General features: G+C 40.1%; 23 protein-coding genes. 1 reads left to right on the top strand and 22 read right to left on the bottom strand.

Annotated features, from left to right (window positions below):
* Positions 1-187 precede the first annotated feature (187 nt).
* The 12 genes from QMQ21_RS16875 to pbp2b all read right to left on the bottom strand — a co-directional run bounded on the left by QMQ21_RS16875 (position 188) and on the right by pbp2b (position 12343).
* Positions 188-1063, bottom strand: a complete 876-nt coding sequence (locus tag QMQ21_RS16875) for a DivIVA domain-containing protein (protein WP_345774414.1) — start codon at positions 1061-1063, stop codon at positions 188-190.
* Positions 1064-1071: 8 nt separating this feature from the next.
* Positions 1072-1857, bottom strand: a complete 786-nt coding sequence (locus QMQ21_RS16870) for a YlmH family RNA-binding protein (protein ID WP_261814846.1) — start codon at positions 1855-1857, stop codon at positions 1072-1074.
* Positions 1854-2117: a YggT family protein gene (locus QMQ21_RS16865; protein ID WP_020903260.1), complete on the bottom strand. Its 264-nt coding sequence runs from the start codon at positions 2115-2117 to the stop codon at positions 1854-1856. Before QMQ21_RS16865 ends, QMQ21_RS16870 begins: the two co-directional genes overlap by 4 nt.
* Positions 2117-2650 (bottom strand): cell division protein SepF, encoded by a 534-nt coding sequence (locus QMQ21_RS16860; RefSeq protein ID WP_000053357.1) that lies wholly within the window; start codon positions 2648-2650, stop codon positions 2117-2119. Before QMQ21_RS16860 ends, QMQ21_RS16865 begins: the two co-directional genes overlap by 1 nt.
* Before the next feature lie 9 nt (positions 2651-2659).
* Complete coding sequence (locus tag QMQ21_RS16855; protein WP_004261850.1) at positions 2660-3331, bottom strand: YggS family pyridoxal phosphate-dependent enzyme; 672 nt, start codon at positions 3329-3331, stop codon at positions 2660-2662.
* 4 nt (positions 3332-3335) lie between these two features.
* Positions 3336-4592: a cell division protein FtsZ gene (ftsZ, locus tag QMQ21_RS16850; protein WP_261814844.1), complete on the bottom strand. Its 1257-nt coding sequence runs from the start codon at positions 4590-4592 to the stop codon at positions 3336-3338.
* A gap of 17 nt (positions 4593-4609) precedes the next feature.
* Complete coding sequence (gene ftsA / locus QMQ21_RS16845) at positions 4610-5989, bottom strand: cell division protein FtsA (protein WP_004257776.1); 1380 nt, start codon at positions 5987-5989, stop codon at positions 4610-4612.
* A 214-nt stretch (positions 5990-6203) separates the two neighbouring features.
* Complete coding sequence (locus tag QMQ21_RS16840; RefSeq protein WP_049502428.1) at positions 6204-6908, bottom strand: YwaF family protein; 705 nt, start codon at positions 6906-6908, stop codon at positions 6204-6206.
* Positions 6909-7002: 94 nt separating this feature from the next.
* Positions 7003-8376, bottom strand: coding sequence for a UDP-N-acetylmuramoyl-tripeptide--D-alanyl-D-alanine ligase (locus QMQ21_RS16835; RefSeq protein WP_261814843.1), 1374 nt, complete (start codon positions 8374-8376; stop codon positions 7003-7005).
* Between the two features lie 84 nt (positions 8377-8460).
* The gene (locus tag QMQ21_RS16830) at positions 8461-9504 is read right to left on the bottom strand and encodes a D-alanine--D-alanine ligase (protein ID WP_261814842.1); all 1044 of its coding nucleotides are present in this window, start codon (positions 9502-9504) and stop codon (positions 8461-8463) included.
* A 174-nt stretch (positions 9505-9678) separates the two neighbouring features.
* The gene (recR, locus tag QMQ21_RS16825; RefSeq protein WP_000966754.1) at positions 9679-10275 is read right to left on the bottom strand and encodes a recombination mediator RecR; all 597 of its coding nucleotides are present in this window, start codon (positions 10273-10275) and stop codon (positions 9679-9681) included.
* 10 nt (positions 10276-10285) lie between these two features.
* On the bottom strand, positions 10286-12343 hold the full coding sequence (gene pbp2b, locus QMQ21_RS16820; protein ID WP_261814841.1) for a penicillin-binding protein PBP2B: 2058 nt from the start codon (positions 12341-12343) through the stop codon (positions 10286-10288).
* Between the two features lie 191 nt (positions 12344-12534).
* Here pbp2b and QMQ21_RS16815 point away from each other — a divergent pair, with 191 nt between their 5' ends.
* Entirely contained in the window at positions 12535-13386 is an 852-nt protein-coding gene (locus tag QMQ21_RS16815; protein ID WP_261814840.1) for a MurR/RpiR family transcriptional regulator, read from the top strand.
* Positions 13387-13447: 61 nt separating this feature from the next.
* On the opposite strand, the gene QMQ21_RS16810 is transcribed toward QMQ21_RS16815, so the two are convergent.
* The 10 genes from QMQ21_RS16810 to QMQ21_RS16765 form a co-directional block, all read right to left on the bottom strand.
* Positions 13448-13798, bottom strand: a complete 351-nt coding sequence (locus QMQ21_RS16810; protein WP_000384864.1) for a type II toxin-antitoxin system RelE/ParE family toxin — start codon at positions 13796-13798, stop codon at positions 13448-13450.
* On the bottom strand, positions 13788-14075 hold the full coding sequence (gene relB / locus QMQ21_RS16805) for a type II toxin-antitoxin system RelB/ParD family antitoxin (RefSeq protein WP_000951986.1): 288 nt from the start codon (positions 14073-14075) through the stop codon (positions 13788-13790). Before relB ends, QMQ21_RS16810 begins: the two co-directional genes overlap by 11 nt.
* A gap of 96 nt (positions 14076-14171) precedes the next feature.
* Positions 14172-15056: an ROK family protein gene (locus QMQ21_RS16800; RefSeq protein WP_261814839.1), complete on the bottom strand. Its 885-nt coding sequence runs from the start codon at positions 15054-15056 to the stop codon at positions 14172-14174.
* 17 nt (positions 15057-15073) lie between these two features.
* On the bottom strand, positions 15074-15991 hold the full coding sequence (locus QMQ21_RS16795; RefSeq protein ID WP_001281495.1) for a dihydrodipicolinate synthase family protein: 918 nt from the start codon (positions 15989-15991) through the stop codon (positions 15074-15076).
* 172 nt (positions 15992-16163) lie between these two features.
* Positions 16164-16808 carry a YesL family protein gene (locus QMQ21_RS16790; protein WP_261087432.1) on the bottom strand — a complete coding sequence of 215 codons (645 nt, stop codon included), beginning with the start codon at positions 16806-16808 and terminating at the stop codon, positions 16164-16166.
* Positions 16809-16827: 19 nt separating this feature from the next.
* Positions 16828-17280 carry a NanQ anomerase/TabA/YiaL family protein gene (locus QMQ21_RS16785; RefSeq protein ID WP_000575448.1) on the bottom strand — a complete coding sequence of 151 codons (453 nt, stop codon included), beginning with the start codon at positions 17278-17280 and terminating at the stop codon, positions 16828-16830.
* 172 nt (positions 17281-17452) lie between these two features.
* On the bottom strand, positions 17453-18292 hold the full coding sequence (locus tag QMQ21_RS16780) for a carbohydrate ABC transporter permease (RefSeq protein WP_001192117.1): 840 nt from the start codon (positions 18290-18292) through the stop codon (positions 17453-17455).
* 15 nt (positions 18293-18307) lie between these two features.
* A complete protein-coding gene (locus QMQ21_RS16775) occupies positions 18308-19174 on the bottom strand; it encodes a carbohydrate ABC transporter permease (RefSeq protein ID WP_261056138.1) in 867 nt (288 codons plus the stop codon).
* A gap of 221 nt (positions 19175-19395) precedes the next feature.
* Complete coding sequence (locus QMQ21_RS16770; protein WP_261814837.1) at positions 19396-20724, bottom strand: ABC transporter substrate-binding protein; 1329 nt, start codon at positions 20722-20724, stop codon at positions 19396-19398.
* 114 nt (positions 20725-20838) lie between these two features.
* Positions 20839-21537, bottom strand: coding sequence for an N-acetylmannosamine-6-phosphate 2-epimerase (locus tag QMQ21_RS16765; RefSeq protein WP_001135679.1), 699 nt, complete (start codon positions 21535-21537; stop codon positions 20839-20841).
* Positions 21538-21557: the final 20 nt, after the last annotated feature.

Here is a 21557-nt window from a genome sequence, read left to right as displayed (position 1 = left end):
TACCACCTTTATTCGGAAAAAGATCTGGTCTTTCTCCCTCTTATCCCGTAACGTGGGGAACGTCAAATCTTACTTCATTCAGACTTGATAGTTTGAGAGGATAATCTTATCATTAGGGAATGCAGGACTCACACCATCTCCTGCTCGCTGGAAATATAAGGATAAGATATTGTTCTCAGATCATTTCTTATAAAATTGTAACAGATTCTTGCGGTGCTGCAAAACCTGGTTCTGAGTTTACAGCTTCAGTAGCTGGTGTTGGTCCTGAGTAATGGCTTGGAGCTACTTCTGGCTCTTCATACATTGGACCAACTGGATGAGCTGGACTTTCTTCAACAACCGGAGCTGGTGAAACCAATTGTTCTTGCTCAGCTCTAGCTTCGGCTTCCGCAAGTTCCTTATTAGCTGCTTCGATACGCGCTTGCAACTCTGCCATTTCCTCGGGAGAAAACTGACGAGTAATATCAATTGGTTCTTCCTCTGGATGTTGTTGTAAGACAGAATCACCTAAGACTTCACTTACCACTTCTTTGAAGGCTTCATCACTTGTTTGAAGATAAGTCGCTGTTGGACGAAGAATGTCTTCCCAATCTGAAGATTCAACAATTGCTAACTGGCTCTCAATTGTAGATTTGAGACGTTGATGGAAAACACGGCTCTTGTTCTTCAATTCTTCTGTTTCAACAGCAACTTTCTTAGCATTATCAGTTGCTTGACGAAGAATTTCATTTGCCTTGTACTTAGCTTCTTCCAACAAACGTTGTGCATCCTGCTCTGCTTGTTGGATAATATTGTTTGAGCGTTCAGTTGCAGCTTGTTTTACTCGTTCAGCTGTATCTTGTGCAATCAATACAGACTGGCTCAATGAATCTTTCATCTCATCAAAGTAAGACAAACGCTCTTCCAAACTCTTAATATGTAAATCCTTATCATGATTAGAGCGAACCAAATCTTCATAATCACGGACTACAATATCTAAAAATTCATCTACTTCTTCTTGATCAAACCCTCTAAAGCGTGTGCTAAAGGTTTTATCTTTGATTTCTAACGATGTAATTGGCATAATTTTCCTCACTTACTTAATAACAATTGGACCGTTAATTTCTTTTTATCTTTTTTTGTTTGCCCATTATCCCTAACAAGTTTCAATCGACCAAATTTCCTTACACTAATCAAATCACCAACTTGAACTGCATAATCTGATTTTTCAACTAAATGGTAATTGACTTGAACTGCCTGCTTTTCAATTAACTGATTTGCCTGATTTCTAGAGAGCTTGAAGACCCCAGCTAGAAAAACATCTAACCTAGAACTAGCTATACAAATATCTAATTCTTGATAGTCCTCCACTGTATCAATCTTCTCAGTAAAATCCCGTTCTTCTAGACGAACCGGTAGACGAGCAATTTTCGTAATACCGTCTTGAAAAAGGAGAGTAAACTGTCGATTAATGATAATCTGTGCTCTCTCTTCATTGACTAAGATATCACCAAATAGCTTTCTATCAATTCCCAGCTGATTTAAAACAGTTCCTAATATTTTTGCATGCGTTAAGCGTTCAAACTTATTAGGATAGACAATTTCTTGCAAGGAAAGTTCAAAATCAGAGAATTCCGGATCAAAATAATCAGGATACAGGAGTACCCGTACATATTCAGTTTCAAGAAACAGCCGACTGCTCATGTAGGAGATGCCGTTGGTTGATGCTAGCACCTTTAAAATCTTTTCTTGATGGGGATTTATAAAGGGTGTTAAAAAAGGAGAATAAGAATCTTCTACCTTTTTTATCCATTCTACTCCCTTATCAATAAAAGACGAATCATTCTTAGAAAAGTGTTGATAAATCATCTTGTTCATAGAAAGATTACTAAAAGTCGAATCAACTGCTCCCCTAGGAAGTGAACTAGTAATACCGCAATCCAGACAGACAAGTCAAGACCTGCAATCTGGAGGGGTAAACGTTGCAAGGGAGCTACTATCGGTTTCACTAAACTAATAATCAAGCGCCCAAGACGTGATTCATAAGCATTGGGAAACCAAGACATCAGAGCAAAAATGATTAAAATCAGTGAATAGATATCCACTGCATTTTGAACAAAACGAATGAGAAAGATCATTATCTTACTCTCGTACGTTTCATATCAAAGCCAAATTCACCATTTTGTGATTCATCTGGGATTTTGATATCTTCAATATTAACGACAACATCAACTGGTGTCAGCAGGTACATAGTAGATGCTACCTTTTTCATGTTACCAGCCAAAACGTGACGAGCCCCGTCCAGATAATCCAAACAACGACGTGCTTGAACTTCTGTCATATATTGGAAATCAATCAAAATACTTTCGTTACCAGCTAATAAATCAACAATATCTGTGGCATCTTCGTATTTACGTGGATAACGAACATCAATTGTCACCTTATCAGTAGAACGTTGACTTTGCATAGCCAACTCTTGTTGACGGGCATGGAGACGAGTGATGTTTTTATCTTTAGATGGCGTGCTACCAGCTTGTTGAGGCAACTCTTGAACAGAAGGGACTGGAGTCACAATCGGCTCTTCAGCTTTAGGCTGATATGTAGTACCAACATCTTCTCCATCTTCTGTAAAATAATCTATAAATTTATCAAATCTATCTTTTAAAGACATATTTCTTTCCTATTTAAAAAATGCTGTACCAATTCTGACAAAGGTTGAGCCAAATTCAATCGCTTCCTTGTAGTCACGACTCATACCCATACTCAAGTCCGTCATTGGCATATTGGGAATTTGTTTTTCTCTAATTTCTAGTTGCAAATCCTGCGTAGCTTTAAAAATTTCTTTCAACTCATCACTACTAGCTTCAAAAGGAGCCATGGTCATCAAGCCGACATATTCAATTTTATCTAAGGTGGCCAATTCTGGCAAGAGCTCCAGTAGTTCTTCCCTTGAAAAACCATGTTTGCTCTCTTCCCTTGAGATATTTACTTGTAAGAAACACTTAACAACTCGGTCACTTCTTTTTTGAATTTCCTCTGCTAGCTTTAATGAATCCAAAGCATGGAAATAATCAACATACTGAATGACATCTTTGACCTTGCGTCTTTGCAAGGTTCCAATCAAATGCCAGGTAATATTTCTATCTTTTAAAGCTTCATATTTCTCAAGAAATTTATCCACACGATTTTCACCAATATGATGCACACCTAGCGGAAGCAAAGCCTCCGCTGTCGGTACGTCTACATATTTTGTAACAGCAACAACCGAAACAGAATTGGCTTCTCTTCCTGACTGCTGACTTGCATCTTTTATTTGTTGAAAAACACGTTCTGTATTTTCTTTCAAATTCATTTACTTAACGATTTTTGAAAAATGGAGGAGTGTCTAATTCATCCTCATCGTGTAAAGATGGCGCTTCGAAACGTTCAACTGGTGATACCACTGAATCAGTTGGTCGAACAATTGTCTCACGACGCAAGTCCCAATCACCAAATGCTGAAGTTTGAGAAGTTTCTGTGCGACGAGGCGCTGGACTTGGAATTTCTGCAGTTTCAGCCATATCAAACTGACGATTATGATTGTGTGCATGATTAGGACTTGCTTGTTCATGACGGACAGCTTGTCTTGGTGCATGGCCCACAACTTTTTCAACACGATCTTGACGAACACCAGTTGCAACGACTGTCACACGAATTTCATCTTTCATGTTTTCATCGATAGATGTTCCGAGCCAGATGTTCACTCCTTGACCAGCTGCTTGGTTGACAATTTCTGAAGCTTCTTCTGCTTCAATCAAAGTCAAATCAAGACCACCAGTAACGTTGACGATAACATCCTCAGCACCGTCAATAGTTGTTTCAAGAAGTGGTGAGTAGATTGCCTTACGAGCTGCTTCTACCACACGTTCTTCACCACTACCGATACCGATACCCATTAGGGCGTTTCCTTTATTTGCCATAACTGTTTTCACATCGGCAAAGTCAAGATTAATCAAACCAGGATTTGTAATCAAGTCCGTAATCCCTTGAACACCTTGGCGAAGTACGTTATCTGCTTCGCTAAGAGCTTCAAGAAGTGGAGTTTTCTTATCAACAATTTCAAGCAAGTTGTTGTTTGAAATAATCAATAGAGTATCCACATGCTCACGAAGTTGATTGATTCCTTCTACAGCATACTGACCACGTTTGCTTCCTTCAAAACCGAAAGGACGTGTCACAACACCAACTGTAAGAGCACCTAAATCTTTAGCAATGCGGGCAATAACAGGAGCTGCACCAGTACCAGAGCCACCTCCCATACCTGCAGTAATGAAGACCATATCTGCTCCAGTAATAGCTTGAGTCAAGGCTTCTTCGCTTTCTTCAGCTGCCTTTTGACCAACTTCAGGTCGACCGCCAGCACCCAAACCACGAGTCAATTTAGGGCCTAACTGAATTACAGTCTCAGCTTTTGTACTACTCAAAGCTTGTACATCTGTGTTTGCTGCGATAAATTCTACGCCTGCAACACCTTCGTCAACCATGCGGTTAATGGCGTTACCGCCACCTCCACCAACACCGATTACTTTAATAACTGCACCTTGAGCTACTGCTGTATCAAATGAAAATGTCATAGTTTATTTTTCCTCTTTTATTCATCAAACATGCTTCCGATTAAGCCACGGAAACGATCTGCGATTTTTGGTTTATTTTGAGAAGATACTTTATCTTCTTTGGGAGCAACTACGTTCGTAGAAGCTGATTGCTCTACCTCAGTATTTTGAACTGGTTGAATAGGGGTAGGTTGTGCTACTTGCGTAACGCGTTGAATCATCCCACCAAAATTAATTGGTTGGTGACGCAAAGTATCCTCACCCTTGACTGCTCTTTGTGCTAATAAATGCACCTCAGTCAATTGACCAGCAAATTCAGACAAGCTAATCACATGAGCGAAGGCAGGATTACGGATTCCAACTTGATTTGGAACGTAAAGTTTGACACCAACGCCAAAGACTTCCTGTGCAAGTTCTACAACACCTGGTAAAATAGCATTTCCACCAATCAGAACAATCCCACCTGGAAGATCCAACAAATGTCTTCTTTCCAACTCTTGTTTGATTTGTTCAAAAATGTGCTTAATGCGGGCTGAAATAATCTCTGCTAGGTAGCTTTCTGTAACTTCTACAGGCTCTACTTCACCAATTACTTCAACTTGGAAGGTTTCATTGCTTGCAAGTGAAGGGTAGGCTTCACCATAGTTTAATTTCAATCCTTCAGCTAATTTCTGTGAAGTCTTCAAGACTTTAGAGATATCTTTTGTGACATAATCTCCACCTTCTTGAAGAATATTTGTAAACTGGAGTTCTTGGTTACGGATTGTAGCAACAGTTGTTTGACCTGCTCCCATATCAATCACAGTAGCTCCAAATTCACGTTCTCCTTCGTTCAAGACTGAACGAACCAAAGCCAATGGTGAAATAATAATATTTTCAACTTGAACACCTGAGCGCTCAACTGTCTTGCGTAAATTGTGAAGAATAGTACGTGGACCTGTGTAAAGCAAACCACGCATTTCAAGACGAACCCCCATCATACCACGTGGGTCACGAATACCTTGGAAACCATCTACGATAAATTCTTCTGGAATAAAAGTAATGACTTCACGATCTGGTGTCATACTCTTTGTCAAGGCTGATTTAACAACATTTTCAACATCTTGATCTGTAATTTCTTTTGTATCAGATGTAACTGGAATCATACCTTGAGTTGGTTCTACCTGCAAAAGATTTCCAGGCAAACCAACATTCACTGATTTGATTGAAATGCCAGCTTTCTCTTCTGCTTGGGAAATAGCTGACTTGATAGCAGTTGCTGCTGCTTCAATGTCAACGATAATCCCATCCTTTACACCTTTACTCTTGGCATTACTTACACCAATTACGTTTAGTTCACCATTTCTATGCTCGGCAACCAATACTTTAATCGAATTAGTTCCGATATCTAAGCCTGTAAAAAAACCATCTCTAGCCATTACATCGCATCCTCTCTCTTCCAAGTTTCAAACTTCTATTCAATATAGCTAAAATAGGGCATAGCTATTCACAGAATATTATAACACAAAAAATCCAATCGTGCTTAGTTTTTCCTAAATTTACTTACCATTTTTTCACATTCGCTCATCAAATTTTTTTATTTTCCAAACAAGTTATAAAAAATCAGATTTATGAAAAAAAGAAAGCTCATTTCTAAGCTTTCTTTGCAATCATTTTTTCTGCTTCTTGTTCTAAAAATAGTTCCAAGATTTTCTTTGTTAACGTAATCGCTGCTGATAAGGCCAGGGAAACGATTAAATAATTAGCTACTAAGCCATGGTCTCCAACCAATGGTGGTTTTGTCAAGAATCCGTAATCTCCACCTGTTACTAAATTGACCACAAAAATCAAGGCATTTAATGCAAAGGTCATGAGAAAAATTCTTTTCACATCTAGCATTCTCGCATCGTACTGTCTCAAGAGATAAACCAGTGAGTTCCCCAAGAGAGCTAAGTGGCCAAAGATAAAGGACAAAATGGCAATATGTGGGAAAGGATAGGGATCTGGCACTGGATAAACAAAGGCAGCTAATGTCCCAAATGTTCCTAGTAATGCAAAATACTGCCTATATTTAGACTGACCAGGAAGCAAAAGCACCACAAACATAGCCATACGGCAATGGTAAAAGGGTAAGCTTTCTGACAATGGCATATGATTAACCCCGTACCATCCATAAAGAAGGATTAACTGAACTGCCTGCAAGATTTGGAAAAATCGTTGATAAGCCTTCTTTTCACGATAACGATAGGCTGTATAAAAGGTCAAGGCCAAGAGTGTAAATATACTGACATACCAAAAAAGATCAAACTTGGGTGGCTCTGTTGCTTGGGTCGTAAAGAAAATATCCCATAAATTCATCTAGTCTTCCTCATGTTTCAAAATTTTCCTGCATTTTATTATACCATGCTACTTAAGAAAAATGAATTTAGAAATACGTAAATGTTTGACAAAATCACTTAGCTTCATTTTCTAAACTTTCTACCAGCTTAGCTAGATTCATGGAGTTAGAGCCTTTGAGCAGGATTTGGTCATGCACTCCAAGGCTTTCTTTGACCTGCTTAACTAGGTCTTCAAATTGGTCTTGGTTTTCTGTTTTCTTGAAGTAGTAAACGTGGCCGATTGGGAACATTTGACTAGCCAATTGGGCCAATTCTGCAATGTCTTCTCCATAGAAAATAACTGTATCAAGCACATCTGGAGAAAGGCTCAAAATCATCTGATTATGGAGTTGAATAGACTGGTCACCAAGTTCCTTCATGTCCGCCAAGACAGCGATTTTCTTGCCACCTTCGTTGGCTGGAATGGCAGAGAAAGTCTCTAAAATCAGCTTCATAGCAGTTGGATTGGCATTGTATACGTCAGACAGAATATCTGCTCCATTGGCCGCTTTCTTCCACTCGGTACGGTTACGCGTCAATTCAAGATTTTGGAAGGCCTGACGAATTTGCTCCTCTGGAACTCCTTCTTGCAGGGCAACATAGGATGCAATCATAGCATTGGTGGCATTGTACTTACCAGTCACTGGCAAATCAAGGGGTTGCTCCAAGAAATTGGCCTTAAAGGTCAAGTTATCCTTACGCTCAACCAAGTCGGTAATTTCCAACTCTGCTCCTTGGCCAAAACGAACTACCTTTTTATCAGTTGGCAAGTAGTCCTCTACAATAGTGTCAGCTGGCGCTAAAAGCAAGGAATTCGAAGACATCCCGTCTGCAATTTGCATTTTTCCTTTGGCAATTTCCGAGCGGTCTTTGAAAAATGCCAAATGAGCTTCCCCCACCAAGGTCACAATGGCTGTTTTTGGATGGGCCAATTCTGACAAGAGATGGATATCTCCCAAGTGATCCTGTCCCATCTCCAAGACCAACTTTTCTGTCCCTTCAGGCATATGGAGAACTGTGTAAGGAAGGCCAATCTCGTTATTGTAGTTTCCTTGTGTTTTGTAGGTTTTGTAGGTTATTGAAAGCAAGTGCGCCAACATATCCTTGGTCGTTGTCTTGCCATTTGAACCTGTAACTGCAAAGACATCAACTCCCGTTTTTTCAAGATAGTAGGCAGCTAGTTGTTGAAAAGCAGTCAACACATCATCTACCAAAATATAAGGATGATTTGCAACCTCTTTCTCAGACAGGGTTACAGCAGCGCCATTTTCAAAGGCTGTTTCGATAAAGTCATGACCATCACGCGCACCTTTAAGTGGCACAAATAAATCTCCAGTCCTAATCAAACGACTGTCAAACTCAGCCTTTTCTAACTGAGTATCCGCAAAAAGACTAACATCATTTTTAGCTCTAACAGCTTGGGCAACTTCGTGAATTGTAAGTTTCATTTCTACTCCTTTAAAAAGGGTCGAAGTCCGAGAACTCTAATCACCTGGCAGTGACGGTTCTGACTTCTACCCTCTCTTTCATTTTTATAGCAAATGCGCTTCGCGCTTGTCAAAACTTTCCTTGGCAAGGTCAACCAAACGCTCGATTAGATCTGGGTAGCTAATTCCCATATTGTCCCAAAGTAGTGGATACATTGACCACTGGGTGAAACCTGGCATGGTATTGAGCTCGTTGAGGAAAACCTCTCCCTTGTCTGTATAGAAGAAATCGCAACGAGAGAGACCGAGCCCACCAATGGCACGGAAGGCAGTTTCTGCATTTTGACGCATGACAGCTACCACATCATCACTGATCTTAGCTGGGATATCCATGGTAATCTTGTTATCAATATACTTGGCATCGTAGTCATAAAAGGCTACATCCTTGACTACTTCCCCTGGAAGCGTGCTTTTGACATCGTAGTTGCCCAAGAGACCAACCTCGATTTCACGGGCATTTACCCCTTGCTCTACCAAGACACGGCTGTCATATTGGAAGGCAAGTTTCAAGGCTTGACGGAGTTCTTCTTGATTTTCAGATTTTGAAATACCGACACTTGAACCCATGTTTGATGGTTTTGTGAAAACTGGATAAGTCAATTTTTCTTCAACTTCGGCAATTTTAACAGTCACATCATCACCTTCGACAATGGCCACATAAGGAACTTGGGCAATCCCGACAGATTCTAAGACACGCTTAGTGGTGATTTTATCCATGGCAAGACTAGATGACAAGATGTTACAACCGACGTAAGGCATTTTCAAAACTTCCAAGAATCCTTGAACAGAGCCATCCTCTCCCATCGGACCATGAAGGACTGGAAAGACCACTGCTCCCTCTTCGTATATAGCACTTGGTGCAACTTTCTTATCCCAATCAATGGTTTCATTGGTCATAAGACGATCCTCTTGACCTGGAGTATGGCTAAATTCTTGCGTTTTAATAAAATCACCCGACTGGCTGATGAAGAAAGTCTTGACTGTGAAACGGTCGTAGTTGACCGCACGCATCACACTCTCAGCTGAAAGAACAGAGACTTCACGCTCTGCACTACGTCCACCGTATAAAAGAATAATCGTTTGTTTCATATTATTTGTTCCAATTCTAATAGAATACTCGTTCTTTAGTATATCATATTTGCTTCTTTTTTGAAACTTGAACCTGATACTGGTCTTCAATAAATCTAAAAAGAGACCGATAAAACAACTGTCGGTCTCCTTAATTTTTGTCTAAATGAATTGAGTGTGTTAATTTGTCTAGACTTACAACTCTGTTCGATTTTCAATGGCTCGTAAGAGTGTCACTTCGTCCGCATACTCAATATCCGCTCCGACAGCGAGACCTCGCGCTAGACGCGTAACCTTGATACCAGCTGGCTTGAGCAAACGTGAAAGATACATCGAAGTCGCTTCCCCGTCCGCTGTAGCATTGGTCGCCACAATCACTTCTGAAACTTCACTATCCATAAGACGAGTCATAAGGCTCTTGAGATTGATATCATCTGGACTGATACCATTCATGGGAGAAATAAGACCATGTAAGACATGATAGAGCCCGTGGTATTCTTGGATATTCTCCATGGCTGCCACATCGCGACTATCTTCGAGAACTAAAATCGTTGTCTGGTCACGAGTCGGATCGGTACAGATAGAGCAAGGATCGTCATCAGTCAGGCGACCGCAGATGGAACAGTAGGTCAGCTCTCTCTTAGCAGAAAGGAGATTTTTAGCAAATTCATTGACATCGTCATCAGACATTCCAATAGTATAGAAGGCCAGACGGGTAGCCGTCTTAATCCCGATACCCGGTAACTTCGAATAACTGTCAATTAGCTTAGCAATAGGTGTTGGATAAAGCATACGTTCCTTTCTAATTCATTGGATGATGTTGGTTATAGAGGTTGATAATATCGCGCGCAATGGAAGGTCCGACACCATTTGTAAGGTTGGTGTTATGAGGGAAGACAACAGCTACAGCGATTTGAGGATTATCTGATGGTGCATAGGCCACAGCATTAGTATTGTTAGCTTTTTGACCGCCCTCAACATAACTTTCAGCAGTACCTGTTTTTCCACTAATGGATACCGCTGCGCCATTTGAAAAGGCACGACCGGTTGTCAAAGCACTACCACCATGTGACACTTGATAAAAGCCTTGTTGGAGGATGGAAACATCAGACTCAGAAATATTAATTTTATTCATTTCCTTGGTTTCAATAGATTGGATTAAGTTCCCTAAGCCACCTTGTTCGTTGTTTCCATAAATCCCCTCGACAATGTGGGGGGCAATCCGAACACCGTTGTTGGCAATAGTTCCAACGTACTGGGCTAATTGCATAGGGGTGTAGTTATCAAACTGGCCAAAGGCATTGGTAATGTAATTGGCAAAGTCATATTCCTTAGGGGTAAATCCTGTAGATTCATCCGGAAGATCAATACCCGTTGAAGCTCCAAGACCATATTCCGCAAATGTCGCACGTAATTTCCCCATAGCTGATTCCAAATTGCTGGTTCCAACAAACATATTAGGTTGATAAGTTTGACCCATAATGCCCAAAGCCGTTTGAACCATATAGGTATTAGAAGAATACTCCAAGGCTTCCACAGCTGTAATCGGGAATGAACCGTAGGCTTGAGTATACCAAGAATTAATTGGAGCTGAACCTTGGAAGACAATCGGTTGGTCTGTCAAGGTCTGATTCCCTGATAAGACTCCATTCTCCCAACCAGAGCTGATGGTCGCCGCCTTGACAACCGAACCCGGGACAAAGACATTGGTTACTGTTCCCAAGGAATCAGGTGTTAAATCTCCCGTTTTCAAGTCATGTTTGAGTCCTGACATAGACAAAACTGCACCTGTTTTTGGGTTCAAAGCAACTGCATACACACCTTCAGAATATTTGGCTCCTCCATTTCCCAGTTCGGAATTGAAATAACTCTTAAGCAGATTGTCCACGCTATCTTGGAAGGCCAAATCAATAGTCAGTTTAATATTATTCCCTTTGGTACCATCTTCGATATTTTCGACACTTTCCATATTGCCATACTTGTCTAGATGGATTTCTTTCACCGAGCGTTTTCCTTGCAAGGTTTCCTCGTATTGTTTTTCTAGATAAGAAGTCCCAACACGATCATTTAGAGAATAGCCCTTTTTAATATAAGCATCTGCTTCTTCAGCTGGTAGACCAGCTTTTTCACTGGATACACTTCCTACTATAGACGAAAGAGAAGTCTCTAGAACCTTTCGATCCCACGAAGTTGAAATACTGATCCCAGGTAAATTCTTAGAAGCCGAAGCAATCAAGGCAATCTGAGTATCTGTCAAGGAGTCTGTCGCAATGGTTCCTGTCGCAAAATTTCCAACTGCATTGAGTTGGCTAAATAGATAAATTTCTTTCTTTTCGTCATCCGAGTAGGTCAATTGACTTGGATCGATACTTTCAACAGTATTATTGTAAAGCTCGGATTCAGATAATTGATTGCCATCAGAATCCAGTCGCTTCTCACGTGGTAAACTTTCCACTGCTTTCTTATAGACATCTTGATCTGCTAGGTAATAGTCCGCCAACTGTCTATCAGTCAATGTTGGAGAAGAAACTCCCACATAGGCTAGCAACTTCTTGGCTGTTTCTTTCAAATCTGCAGCCGTCATTTTGTTGTTTCGGGTAAAGGAAACAACTTGTTTCACAGTATTTTCAACCAAAGGCTTGCCACTGGCATCATAAATTTCGCCCCGAGCCGAACTAGTGGTCACCTTTGTTTTACTAGCAGATGCTAATTTTGTCTCATAAAAATCCTTGTTCAAAACCTGCATATAAAGCAGACGACCAATGATGGCCATAAAGAGCAAAATGACGATTGAAAACAATAAATTAAGCCGAATCGGAATCGAATGGCTGTTAAATTTTCTCATACAAATCAGTCTCATTTCTATTTAAAATCTTACTCTTCATTGTACCATAATTTGAGCAGAAAATTATGGAAAAGAAAGAAGCTTTTTTCGTTTTTAAGGTAAGATACGTTTTTATTTATTCATCCCTATATTATATGTTATAATGAATGTAAAAGTTCAATAATCTAGTCTTTTTCCAATACGACTCATTTAAAGGAGCCTTCCCTATGGACAAACCAGATATCGCAACTGTCATTGATTCACATTTTGAAGAAATGACAGACCTTGAGCAAGAAATCGCTCGCTATTTTTTGCAAGCTGAAACGATTACAGATGATTTATCTTCCCAACAGGTCACTCAAAAATTACATATCTCTCAGGCTGCACTAACTCGCTTTGCTAAAAAGTGTGGTTTTACAGGCTATAGAGAATTTATTTTTCAATACCTGCACCAAGCAGAGAAACAAGACACCCATTCTCACAAACACAGTCCACTGACAAAACGAGTCCTTAGAAGTTATAGCAGTATGCGGGAACAAACACAGGACTTGATTGACGAAGTCCAACTAGAACGAATCGCCCAATTAATTGAAGATGCTGAGCGTGTCTACTTCTTCGGAACAGGTAGTTCTGGCCTTGTCGCTCGTGAAATGAAATTACGCTTCATGCGTCTAGGTGTGGTCTGTGAGGCCTTGACCGACCAAGACGGTTTTGCTTGGACAACCAGCATTATGGATGAGAATTGTCTCGTACTCGGTTTCTCACTTTCTGGCACAACTCCTTCTATTTTAGATAGCCTATTAGATGCCAAGGAGATGGGGGCAAAGACTGTACTTTTTACAAGTGTTCCCAATAAAGATAGCCAGACCTATACAGAGACTGTTCTTGTAGCCACCCATAGTCAATCCTCCTACATCCAACGAATATCCGCTCAACTTCCTATGCTCTTCTTTATCGATTTAATTTATGCCTACTTTTTGGAAATCAATCGTGAAAGCAAGGAGAAAATCTTTAATAGCTATTGGGAAAATAAAAAACTCAACGGCTATCGTAGACAAAAACGCGTCAGAAAATCCTAGTTTGGCTTAGCCAAACTAGGATTTTTATTCATCACCAAACACACCTCTTCTAGATTATGAGTTAGTCGTATCTTGATTTAGTCTTAAATAATTTCATATAATCACTTTTTGAAGGGAGTAAATAAGCAAGTCTGACAGTATCCTCCACAATTGTATATAATACGATGTAATCCTTACTCAAGGTCAATCCTCGCGTTTGGTAGCGAGGGTCTAATTTCTTACCAAATTTTTCATCGGCATCAAATCCAGCTTGGGGGAAAATTTCTAGACGATTAATATCTTTTCTAATACTGGCTACTTTTCGTCTCGCAGCCTCTACAGAACCAATTTCCTCCGCTATATACTGATATATTTTGTCCAGACTATCAATCACTCTAGGAGAATACAAAATCCGATATTTTTTATAATCCATAGCGTGTCACGACATCCTCATCTGTCAAGTAATTTCCAGCCTCAATCTTGGCATAACTTTCTTGAACTTCTGCTTGTAATTGTCTAAACAAATACTCCTTCTCTAATTCCTCTTCACTCAGTAAATCTACTTCATTTGTTACGGCAACATTCTTTAAAAATAATCTAAGTGCCGATGAAAGAGAGAGATTTTTTTCTTTTAACACTTCCATGGCATCATTTACTAATTCTCTATTAGCTTGGAAGGTCACAATTTTACTTGAATTTGCTATAGCCATTTTATATAATTCCTTTATATATTTTATTTATTATCTCACAATTATAAAGAAAGTCAAGAGGATTTGATTAGAAAATCCTAGTTTGGCTGGGCCAAACTAGGATTGTTTTGTCTTGAAATGATAGTAGGCACCCAACATTCCTGCCGTATTTTGGTGATGGGCAAATTCTAATCTCGTCTTATCAGCCAGACTTGGTACCAAGGCTTCTTTCAAGGCTGTACGGATTTTGGGTTTGAGGATAGCTTCTTGTCCCATGATACCGCCACCGAGAATGACCACTTCTGGATTAGCAACGTAGCAAATATTTGCCAGACCTTTTCCTAGATAGTCTACCATGCGGTCAATACCAGCCATACAAATCTTGTTGCCTTCAGTAGCTTCCTTAAAAATCCGACGACCATTCCACTGATCAACTGGATCTCCATGACCTGCTGCTACATACTCCACCAAGGCTGTTGTAGAAGCCAAATCTTGGAATGCTCCATCCTGCATATGCATATAACCAACTTCACAGGCCGAATTGCTAAATCCATGGAAGACTTTCCCATCCATAATCAAGCAACCACCGATACCGGTTCCAATGGTCAAGCAAAGTGTCACACTCGCTCCCTTGCCTGAACCAGATACTGCCTCAGCAAGACCTGCACAGTTGACATCATTTTCAATCTCACAAGGAATCGCAAAGCTAGTCTCGATTTCCTTCTTGAACTTGGTTCCTGCATAATTTGGAATCTGAGGTCCAGCATAGAAAATCTCACCCTTATCTGGATCCACCATTCCTGCAGAAGAAATAGCAACACCTGCTACTGGGCCTTGTTCTAAATAGCTGGCTACGATATCTTTGGTCTTTTGTAAGATATGAGGTCCACCTTTATGCGCCTCTGTTGGCATTTCATGCGATTCAACAAGTTGGCCTTCTTGGTCGATCAAACCATATTTGATGTTGGTTCCACCGATATCAATTGCAACGTAGTGTGTCATAAATACCTCCTTATGGATTAGAGGAAGCGCTCCTTGGTTTCACGAATCAAGGCAGCAGCTGCTTCTACAACTGGACGATCTTCTTCAGTCACTGGTGTCAATGGTGAACGAACAGAACCAATATTCAAGCCTTCATTGATCTTCAAGACTTCTTTAATCACTCCATACATATTTCCATGTGCAGCAGTCAATTTGCCAATGATTGCATTGATAGCGTATTGCAATTCACGCGCTGTCTCTAAGTCTTTGTCAGCAATCAATTGGTTGAGTTTCAAGAAGAGTTCTGGCATAGCACCATAAGTACCACCGATACCAGCTTTAGCTCCCATGAGACGACCACCTAAGAACTGCTCATCTGGACCGTTAAAGACGATGTGGTCTTCTCCACCAAGGCTCACAAAGGTTTGGATATCTTGAACTGGCATAGAAGAGTTCTTAACACCGATAACACGTGGATTTTTCAACATTTCTGTGTAAAGGCTTGGAGTCAAAGCAACCCCTGCCAATTGAGGAATGTTGTAAATCACGTAGTCTGTGTTTGGAGCTGCAGAACTGATATCATTCCAGTATTTAGCAACTGAGTATTCTGGCAAGCGGAAGTAAATCGGTGGAATCGTTGCAATAGCATCTACACCCAAGCTTTCAGCATGGCGAGCAAGTTCCATACTGTCTTTGGTATTGTTGCAAGCAACGTGAGCAATGATAGTCAATTTACCTTTGGCAACCGCCATGACTTCTTCCAAAATCAATTTGCGGTCTTCAACGCTTTGGTAGATACATTCACCAGAAGAACCATTGACATAAAGACCTTGAACACCTTTATCAATGAAGTATTGAACCAAGGCACGCGTACGCTCTGGACTTACTTCTCCTTGATCATCATAACATGCGTAGAAGGCTGGAATGACACCTTCGTATTTTTTTAAATCTGACATAGATTTTCTCCTAAGATTTCTTTTTTTCTGCTAAAAGCAGGATTTATTCTTTACGTGTTTAGTATACACCTTGTGAAAAACGCTTTCAACATCTTGTGTACACTTAGATTTTAGTTTCGATATGTATTTTGAAATGTTTATAGCTTGAAAGTAGTTTCAGAAACAAGCCATCTTATTGGTATTTTGCGAAAATTTTCTCCATCAATCCAGTCTGAATAAAGACCAAGAGTCCAAACCCAAAAAGCAGGAAGGCTGAGCCACCTAAAAGCAAACTGAAGGCGGACAGATAAAGAACCAACACAATGAGAAAGAGAATGGCTAACATAAGGAAGAACCAAGGAAAGTTAAAACTTGCCAAGATAAGTCCTTTTTGTAAGACTTCTTTCCAAGTCAAATCATAGCGTGCAGCGATTGGATAGCTAGCCAACATCACGATAGTGAGGAAGATAAGAATACCTAGACAAATAGCTTTTACCATTTGGAAAGGCATAGCTGTCTGACCCCAGAAGAGATAGAGGTCTAGAAGGCTTAATGAGACAATGCCCAACTCAAGCAGACCTAACTGAAGACCTAGTTTCAGATTTTCCTTGAAAGCTCTTAGATAGATTTTAAAGACAGGCACACGTCTGCTCTTCTTAATCTCAAACATAGTCTCGTAGAGGCTAATTTTCGCCACTCCAATCGTCACGATGGGTAAACAAGAGACGACAAAAAGAAGATTGGCTGTCACGATATCCAAGACCTTCTCACTAAAACGCATGAGAAAGTTGTCTGTATCAAATGCTGCCTTGATAAGGCTTACTCCTTTTTGTGCCATGTTTGCTCCTCCTGATTTTTTAGTCAATCAAAATTTTAAAGAGATATTTGCGAACCTTCTCTTCCATACCTGCATAGCCATTTGGCTGATGTGGTTCTCCTGGGAAGAAAATCGCAAAATTGTGATAACCCAACAAGAGTGGGTAATGTTCATGACAATGAACAAAGCCAATGTCACTTGCTTCGTCGAATGCTACTGCCTCGTCTTTGATACGTGAACCGTAGCTCGAATATTCATGTCCTTCTACCAGCAAATGCAAGTCTGCATAGTTCTTATGATGCTCAAATTGATCATTTTCAGCTTGATTGAGGACATTTTCCTGAACAACTAGAAAGACCTTGTCCCCGTCAATCTCATACTTTCCTAACTCGAAAGAATCCTTACGATGTTGATAGAGATAGTCGATAGCCTTGTCTAGATTAGGATGAATCCCCTTGTAAAAGGTAATATTTTTCAAATCGTCAAAAATCATACTGTTTCCTTCGTTTCTGATAGTTAACTAAAATCATTCTTAAGTTGATAAGTGTCTAACAAAACTTCATAAAGTAACTGCATACCCAACATTTTGTAGACACTTATAACATCTATATTTCCATAGCATGTCAAGACCACTTCCGCAATCTTGACACACCAGTTTACTTTTCTTAACCTTTGACCGCTCCCATGGTAATACCTTGAGTAAAGGATTTTTGGAAGACTAGGAAGACTGTTACGATTGGAACTGCTGCAAGAGCTGCACCTGCCATGATCAAACCATAGTTGGTTGCCATTTCAGCCTGCATAGTCGCAACACCGAGTGAAATGGTCAAATTATTACGTGAAGTCAGCATTACCAACTGCATGAAGTAGTCGTTCCATGTATTGATGAAGGTAAAGATTGCAAGGGCTGCAAATCCTGGTTTCACAATTGGGAAGGCTACGCTCCAGAAGGTACGAATCTCACCACAACCGTCGATTTTAGCTGATTCAAGCAACTCTGTAGGAATATTCTCACTGAACTGTTTCATGAGGAAGACCCCGAATGGCCATCCAATCAAAGGCAAGATAACTGCCCAGAGAGTATCGTGAATTCCCATGAAGTTGACGATACGTACCAATGGTACAAGGACAACTTGTTTTGGAAGTGCCATAGCAGCAATAAAGATTGCAAAGAGAATACGTTGCCCATAGAAACGTTTTTTAGCCAATACATAACCTGCTAGAGATGAGGTCGCACAGACTAAGAACATGGTTACCAATGAGATAAACACAGAGTTCCACATCCACTGCATAGCAGGGTTTTGCACCATGAGTTGTTGGAAGTTTTCCATGGTTGGCATTTTAGGGAACCATTGTGGTGGAATAACGATGGTATCAGGTTGTGATTTGAAGGCCCCTGTCAAAATCCAGTAGAATGGAAAGATGAACAGCACGGTCAACAAGAGCAAGATAATAGTTGAAATAACAGTGAAAGCTGTTATAGGTTTCTTTTGTGTAGATTGCATAGCTGTCTCCTTTCTTTAATATTCTACGTCATTTCCGAGCGCCTTAAATTGAACAAAGCTTACAATAGCAATCATGACTGCCAAGAAGACACCAATGGTATTAGCATACCCGTATTCGGTCAATTGGAAGGCTTTTTCGTAAAGGTAGTACATCAAGGTACTTGTTGAGTAGTTTGGCCCACCAGATGTTAATAGTTGAATCAAGGCGAAAACTTGAAATGAGTTAATTGTTGTGATGATTGCGATGTAGAGAGTTGTTGGAAGAAGGCTTGGCCATTTAATCTTCCAGAAAACTTGAAATTCAGTTGCACCGTCTACACGAGCCGCTTCAACCAGTGAATTGTCAATATTCCCCATAGCAGCTATGTAGAGGATGATTGGTTGACCAACTGAAGTTGTCAAGAGGATAATCATAATTGCCAGTAATGCCCAGTGTTTATCTCCCAACCAAGAAATATTCTGGCTGATGATATGGCTTGACTTAAGGACAAAGTTTAGAATCCCTGATAATGGGTCATAAATCCATTTCCAAACAACTGTTACGGCAACACTACCTGTTACAACAGGAAGGAAGAAGACGAAACGGTAGAAAGATCTGGCAATAGCATTTTGATGGTAGGTTTGCGACGCCACAAAGAGCGAAAAGAGAACAACAATCGGTACAGATCCAACAACCAAAATAACTGTGTTAATCAAAGACTTCATAAAGACAGGGTCTTTAAACATACGAATGTAGTTGTCCAATCCCACAAACTCAAATTTAGTCATTGAATAGTTAAAGAAACTTGTAATGAATCCCATAATCATAGGAACCAATACAAAGATGACAAAGAAGAATAATACTGGTGCTAAGAAAGCGTAGGAAATCACTGTTTCCTGCATACGAATTTTATTGACTTTCACAGTCGGCACCTCTCTTTCACAAATAGAATATTTTGGATTTTCTTGAACAGTTTTAAAATCAAAATGAAATTTTTTAAGATTCGCTTATGCAAGAACTTCATTTTAATTTCGTGACAGTTTCTGATATTTCAAATAAAATCCTCCCTTTTCTTACATAGATTATGCACAGGGAAAAGGGAGGAGTCAATCTGATTCAGTGCTTATTGTTTTGTAGCTTTTTTGATAGTTTCATTTGCTTTTTCGGTAAATGCTTTCAATGCATCAGCTGGTTTTTGATCGCCATTTGAAACTGATTGCAACATTGGGAACCAAAGTGTTCTCATTTCAGCAAAACCATTGATAGTGTTGTAGTATGGTGAGTAGTATTGAGTCCAACCACTGATTGTTTCCATACGTTTGTCTTCATAAACTTTGCCAAATGAAGTACGAACTGGGAAAGCACCTGTACGAACAACGTCTTTTGGACCCCATTCTTTGTCATCTGCGATGAATTGAACGAATTTCTTAGATGCTGCAACTTTCTTGTCGTCCTTGTTGTTGAATACTGCAAATCCGTTTACAAGGTATTCAAGAGCTGGTTTACCTGAATCTGATGGGAATGGTACTTCTACCACTTCTACTTTACTTGCTTCCAAGAGTTTAGCTTGGATACCGTTTTGAGATGGTGCCCAAAGAATTGTGTAAGATGTTTGACCGTTGGCAAAGTTTTGGATATCTGCTCCACCGTCAAATTGTGAACCGTTGTTCAATAAACCGTCTTTAATCCAGCTAGCTGCTTTTTCAAGACCTTTGACGAATTTAGGATCATCAGTTGTATATTTTGTTACATCTTTATCTGTTACAGAACCGCCATAAAGGTTTGCAATGAAGGCACGTGTTCCTTGGTCTCCCCCTTGACCAGAACTGAACAATGAACCTGGTGTGTAGCCTTTATCTTTAAGCGCTTTCAAAACTTTTTCAAAGTCATCAGTTGTCCAACCTTCTTTTACAAGGTTTGCAACTCCAGCATCTTCCAACATTTTCTTGTTCATGGCCATGTAGAATGGTGCAGAACTGATTGGATACATGTAAGCTTTGTCTCCAGCTTTACTTGCTTGTACAATGTTTTCATTGTTAACATCTTTGACGAATTCGTCTGTGAAGAGGTCGTTCAACTCAGCCAATTTACCATTTTTACCGTATTGAATGATACGTCCTGGTGCATCAAAAAGTACGTCTGGAGCTGTTCCTGCTTCGATAGCTGTTGTGATTTTTTCAGGACCTGACTTGAAGTCGATGGTTTCCAATTTCACTTTTACATCTGGATTTACTTTTTCAAACGCTTCGATGATTGATTTTTCATATGTTCCAACACCGTCACCAGTTTTTTCTTGTGTGAAGACTGGGAATGCCCACCAAGTGATTTCTGTTTTTCCGCTATCGCTACCAGATTTTCCAGCATCTTTACTTCCGCCAGAATTACCACATGCAGCAAGGCCAAGAACCGCAGCACCCGCAAGTACTGTACAAGCTAGTTTTCTAAATTTCATTTGTATTCTCCTAATTGATAAGCGTATCCATATTGGATAATGAGTAAGATTGCATTTGTATACGTTGTCATTCCATCCGACGCATCAACCACTCTCCTCTGTTTTGAGATTGTGTTATTTGAGACCAGCAACAAAGCGTTCTGTGATCTCTTTTGGTCTAGTAATAGCGCCACCAACAACAATACCTCGCACTCCATATCCTAGGATTTGTTTGGCTTGTTCTGGTGTATGAATTTTTCCTTCTGCAATGACATCTACACCAGCATCACAGAGTTTTTTGATTAATTCAAAATCGGGACCATCCACTTTTGGACTATAAGATGTGTATCCTGATAAGGTTGTTCCGACAAAGTCGATTCCTGCTTCAACGGCTGCCAATCCTTCCTCGAAAGTACTTGTATCAGCCATCAAGAGCTGGTTAGGATATTTTTCCTTAACCTGACGAATGAACTCTTGAATCTCCAAACCATCATAGCGTTCACGCTTGGTACAATCCAGAGCAATGACCTCTATATCAAGTTCTGCCAATTCATCAACTTCTTTCATAGTAGCAGTGATGAAGGGTTCTTGCGGTGGATAATCTCGTTTTATTATCCCAATGATTGGAAGATTTGTAACCTCCTTGATTTCCTTGATATCGCGAACACTATTTGCTCGGATACCGACTGCTCCGCCTTGCTCAGCCGCTTTGACCAGCAAGGGAATGACTCCTCCCGCTTCTGTGTAGAGCGGTTCGTGAGGAAGGGCCTGACAAGAAACGATGATTCCATCTTTGATTTGTGCAATCAAGGCTTCTTTAGTAATCTGTGGCATCCTCTTTCCTCCTTTTCCTT

This window comes from Streptococcus bouchesdurhonensis, from assembly GCF_948472335.1.
The sequence above is the reverse complement of the archived record's forward strand: the minus strand, read 5'-3'. Positions and strand labels throughout refer to the sequence as shown.